Source organism: Gammaproteobacteria bacterium (assembly GCA_013696315.1).
GTDB lineage: Bacteria > Pseudomonadota > Gammaproteobacteria > JACCYU01 > JACCYU01 > JACCYU01.
Map to the genome: position 1 here is coordinate 1 of JACCYU010000134.1, position 4,758 is coordinate 4,758.

General features: G+C 60.2%; 5 protein-coding genes. 2 read left to right on the plus strand and 3 right to left on the minus strand.

Going from position 1 to position 4,758, the window contains the following annotated elements; all coding sequences use genetic code 11:
• Positions 1-326 precede the first annotated feature (326 nt).
• Entirely contained in the window at positions 327-1,520 is a 1,194-nt protein-coding gene (locus tag H0V34_08035; GenBank protein ID MBA2491638.1) for a porin, read from the minus strand.
• 65 nt (positions 1,521-1,585) lie between these two features.
• Positions 1,586-2,425: an extracellular solute-binding protein gene (locus tag H0V34_08040; protein ID MBA2491639.1), complete on the minus strand. Its 840-nt coding sequence runs from the start codon at positions 2,423-2,425 to the stop codon at positions 1,586-1,588.
• 184 nt (positions 2,426-2,609) lie between these two features.
• Here H0V34_08040 and H0V34_08045 point away from each other — a divergent pair, with 184 nt between their 5' ends.
• Complete coding sequence (locus tag H0V34_08045; protein MBA2491640.1) at positions 2,610-2,819, plus strand: TOBE domain-containing protein; 210 nt, start codon at positions 2,610-2,612, stop codon at positions 2,817-2,819.
• 117 nt (positions 2,820-2,936) lie between these two features.
• On the opposite strand, the gene H0V34_08050 is transcribed toward H0V34_08045, so the two are convergent.
• Positions 2,937-3,134: a hypothetical protein gene (locus tag H0V34_08050; protein ID MBA2491641.1), complete on the minus strand. Its 198-nt coding sequence runs from the start codon at positions 3,132-3,134 to the stop codon at positions 2,937-2,939.
• A 426-nt stretch (positions 3,135-3,560) separates the two neighbouring features.
• Here H0V34_08050 and H0V34_08055 point away from each other — a divergent pair.
• The coding region (locus H0V34_08055; GenBank protein MBA2491642.1) for an aldehyde dehydrogenase family protein at positions 3,561-4,758 on the plus strand (1,198 nt) is incomplete at its 3' end.

A 4,758-nucleotide genomic window follows, 5' to 3' on the forward strand; every position in this document is an offset into this window, starting at 1 on the left:
AACTGCTCGCGGCGCGTGCGCTTCTTCTTCGCATCGTAGGCCAAGCCCGCAAAGGTCGTCTGCTTCATCACGCTCTATCCTCCAGATGCCTTGGCCCGATCATAGCAAAGACTTGTTCAGAGATTCCTTAGTTGATTGATTTCATTTTTATCTTTATGGCCGTCAAAATCGACGAGACTTGTGACGCTTCGCCGCCGCGCTAAACTGGCAGGCACAAAATTGTCCATCCGTGGCCAGTCCATGCATCCAGGCAAACGTTCACAGGGCACTTATCCAATCCCGGCTCACACGGGTTTCGTGGGAAACCTCGCATAAAGCAGAGACTCTTAGAATGCCACCTGCGCGCGCAGTTGAAAGATGCTCGGTTCGTCGCTGACGCCCTGGCGCTGGTGGTCGATGACCTCAATGTAGTTGGCGGAGAAGCGCAGGTAGTAATTCGGATACCAGTTGAGTGCGACGCCGACATTGTCTTGCTTGCCGCCGTCGATGCCGCCGTCGGTCAGGTCGATGGTGCTGTAGCGCAGCGCCACCTGCCAGGCGCCGCCCGGGCCTTCCGGCGTCACGCGCTTCCAGCGGCCTTCTTCCGGACTGTAAGGCCGCGACTCGCCGGTGAGGAAGTAACCGCCTTCCACGTACCAGCCATCGAAGTCGGCGTCCGCGACGTCACTGCTGACGTCGGCCAGCATACATTCCGCCTGCGCGTGGAACGGGCCTGACACGCCGGCCGCTTCCAGCCCATAGGTCTTCACGTCTTCCACGCCCGGAATGACGTCGGTATCGACCAGTCGCACGTCGGTAACGTTAGATTCCGGGCGCGCGCGAAAGCGCGTGTCCTCGCCCTGACTGGGATCGCGCCAGTTGATCGCCGCGCCCAGGTGCACGACTTGCGTTTCCGTGAGTACCGGCGCGTAAGTCACGCGCGCCGCCGCGCCGAAGCCGCTGTCGGCCTCGTTGCCGTCGTCGTCTTCACCAGCGTCGCCCGCGGCGGTCTCGCCGAACACGCCCGCGTTCGCGCTGAAATTATCGCCGCCGTAGCCCGCGCCCGCGCCAATGCGCCGGCTGGGGAAGACGAAGCTGTCGTGTGTCAGCGCGCGCTCCATAAAGGTGATGTCGTTGGCGCTGGTCATGTTGTCCAGCGAAAACGGCTGCTTGAAATGCCCGGCGGTGATCGTTACCGGATCGAAGCCGAGGTATTGAATGTAGACATCCGCCAGTGCCACGCCTTCGTCAGCGAAGTCCAGTTCGGTCTTGAATCCCCAGTCCTGATAAAAAGTGCCCTGCGCGCCGATACGCGCGCGGCGGAACTCCGTACCGCTGCCCAACGCCGCGACGTCCTGGTCGTAGAACGCCGCGTCCGCCTGGATGCGTCCCAGGATGCCGAAGGTGAAATTCCCGTCGGCCGTTTCGAAGTTAAGCCCGCCCTCGTTCTCGAAAATCGCGCCCTCCTGCGCCTGCGCGCAAGGCACGGCGGCGAGCGCCAGACCGATCGCAAGGGCGCCTGTGAAAGTGGCATGACGCATACGGATATCTCCGTTATTGTTGTCCTGAACCGTGAGTTAGCGGCCCAACAAGGAATCGCGCGGCATCACGCGCCCGGCTCGTTGGCATTGGGATAGAACAACTGCTTGCCCTTGAGCTTGTAGGACGCGATCGCCTTCTGGCCCTTCGGGGAAATCAGCCAGTCGATGAACGCCTGCCCTGCTTTCGCCTTGACGTGCGGATGTTTTTCGGGATTGACCAGAATCACGCTGTATTGGTTATACAACTCCGGGTCGCCCGCCACGAGCACCTTGAGATTCTGCCGGTTATTGAAGCTGATCCAGGTGCCGCGGTCGGCCAGGGTGTAAGCATCCATGCCCGCCGCCGTGTTCAAGGTCGGGCCCATGCCCTGACCTAAAGATCGATACCAGGTGCCGCTCGCCGCCTCGACATCCACGTCGGCCGCCTCCCATATCTCCAGCTCTTTCTGATGGGTGCCGCTGTCATCGCCGCGCGAGGCGAACGCTGCTTCCGCGTCCGCAATTTTATCGAAGGCGTCGGTGGCGCTCTTTCCGCCCTCAATCTTCGCCGGATCCGACTTCGGACCCACGATAATGAAATCGTTGTACATCACCGGGAAGCGCTTCACGCCATGCCCGGCGGCGACAAATGCCTCTTCATCCGGCTTGTAGTGGACAAACAGCACATCGGCATCCCCCCGCTCAGCAATGCCGATCGCCTCGCCGGTGCCCACCGCGACCACGCGCACGTCCACGCCGGTCTTCTTCTCAAACTTCGGCAGCAGGTCGTCGAACAGGCCGGAGTCCTGCGTGGACGTGGTCGACGCCACAACAATGAATGGTTGTGTGGCGCTCGCGGCAGTGCAGACGGACACTGCCAACGCCAGGCCCAGCATTCGCGTGGAAGTAAATGACTTGAACGACATGTGGCGGCTCCTGTGCGATGTGTTTTTATACGCTTGCATTATGTTTGTTTTTCTGTTTACGTCAATGACGTATTGCGTGCAATAAAACATGTATTGCATGCATAAGAAAATTAATGCGGCGACGCAGCACGCCAATGGGTAGACTAAGCGCTCGTCCAACTAAACCTTAACGGGGAATCACGCCATGCAAATTAGCGCGCGCAATAACCTCAAAGGCAGGGTCACGCAGGTTTCACACGGGGCGGTCAACAGCGAAATCACAGTGGAGCTGCCCGGTGGTGCGGAACTGGTTTCCATCATCACCAAAGCTTCTGCAGAACGGCTCGGTCTCGCCGTGGGCAAGCAAGTTTACGTAATCGTCAAGGCCAGCGACGTGATGATCGCGACCGACTGAACCGCGATGCACGCGCCTGCCGCACGCCCTTCAGCCGGCATCGGGTGGCGCGCCGTCGAAGAACACCGACCATTGTGCATGCCAGCACGCAATGCTCGCTGCATGCCGCCACGAAGCTCAGATCGACACGCGCCGCCGCGGCCTGAATGCCGAGAGCGACATCGGCGGCTTCGCCTGCCACATGAGTGACTCCTTCGCGTCGTAACGCCCTAGCCTTTGCAGTTCCACCCCCGCCAGTCTCAGCCCCTCGAACGCCAGCCACGTACCCGATCCCGTCATGCGGCTGATGAAATGCAGCCACGACCCACCTAACATTCAACCTCGAACGCAGCCGCCGCGGTGGTGCGTGCACTTGAGCAGTTTGCTTGCAATTGCCAGAAGGAAGCGAGGATCACGCGTAGTCGAAAATGCTGGTCCTGAGGTGCTGGCCGACTGCCGCTGGATCGCAAGCGCGTAACGACAACGCCGATCCGCTGCACGACTGACGGACAACATCGGAATTGGGCCTTTTTTGGCACGGAATCGAAGCGGATTGCCCAAAATAGGTGTAAATCGGAGTAAGGTGAACGAATCCGGCCACGGTATTGACAATCGCAGCATCACGAGGCTAAAAACTCAATACCGCCGTCGCGCCTCGCGGCCCCGGCATTGGCACGCCGTCGTGGTTCCGACCCTGGCAGGATCGCGGACAAAAAACGCAGCATAAAACGCAAGCGTGAAATCACGCAGGAGTTTTCATCCATGAGCGCAGTAGTAAAAGAGAATTTCGAACTTAGTTCACCCGTCACACAGTTTATCGGGCGACCCCGCGAGCTGTTCATCGACGGCAAATGGGTGCCGGCCCAATCCGGCAAGACCTTTCCGGTTGAAAATCCAGCTACCGGTGAAGAGATCGCGCAGGTCGCCGAGGGCGATAAGGCCGATATCGACGTGGCGGTCAAAGCCGCCAGACGCGCTTACGAAAGCGGTGCCTGGCCCAGCATGACACCGTCTGCGCGCGGACGATTGATCCACAGAATCGGCGATTTAATCCTGGAACACCTGGACGAATTCGCCGAGCTGGAGTCGCTGGACAACGGCAAGCCTGTGTCGGTAGCACGGGCAGCGGACGTGCCGCTTGCCGCCGACATGTTTCATTACATGTCTGGGTGGTGCACAAAGCGGCACGGCGATCTGCTTCCCCTTTCGGTGCTGTATACGCCGGGCGTGCAATACCACTCCTATACTCGACCGGAGCCGGTCGGCGTGGTCGGTCAGATCGTACCGTGGAACTTTCCCCTGCTGATGGCCGTATGGAAACTGGCCCCGGCGCTAGCCTGCGGCTGCACTGTTGTGATCAAGGTCGCCGAGGAAACGCCGCTCAGCGCGTTGCGTTTAGGCGAGATCATGCAGGAGGCAGGACTGCCAAACGGCGTGGTCAACATCATAACCGGCTTCGGCGAAACCGCCGGCGCAGCGCTGGCGGCGCACACCGGCATCGACAAGATCGCCTTTACCGGTTCCACGGAGGTCGGGCGCATGATCGTCAAGGCCGCGGCCAACGATCTTAAAAAGGTATCCCTGGAACTAGGCGGCAAATCGCCCAACATCGTGTTGAGCGATGCTGATATGGACGTCGCAATTCCGGGCGCCTTGAACGCCATCTTCTTCAACCAGGGCGAGTGCTGCGCGGCGGGCTCACGTCTGTTCGTCGATCAGAAGGTCTTCGATCAGGTTGTCGAGGGCGTGGCCGAGCAGGCCAAGCAGATCAAGATGGGTCCGGGTCTGGACCCGACTACGCAGTTGGGGCCGATGGTCTCGGATGCGCAGTTTACGCGGGTCTCCGGCTTAGTCGACTCAGGTGCCGCGGAAGGCGCGCGCGCCTTGAGCGGCGGCAAGAAGCGCGAGGGCAAAGGCTACTTTATCGAGCCTACGATTTTTGTCGATACCAAGCCCGGCA

Excerpts from the sequence above, each read along its gene's own strand:
- H0V34_08045 (MBA2491640.1), top strand. The coding sequence starts at position 2,610 with ATGCAAATTAGCGCGCGCAATAACCTCAAAGGCAGGGTCACGCAGGTT.
- H0V34_08040 (MBA2491639.1), bottom strand. The coding sequence starts at position 2,425 with ATGTCGTTCAAGTCATTTACTTCCACGCGAATGCTGGGCCTGGCGTTG.
- H0V34_08050 (MBA2491641.1), bottom strand. The coding sequence starts at position 3,134 with ATGTTAGGTGGGTCGTGGCTGCATTTCATCAGCCGCATGACGGGATCG.
- H0V34_08035 (MBA2491638.1), bottom strand. The coding sequence starts at position 1,520 with ATGCGTCATGCCACTTTCACAGGCGCCCTTGCGATCGGTCTGGCGCTC.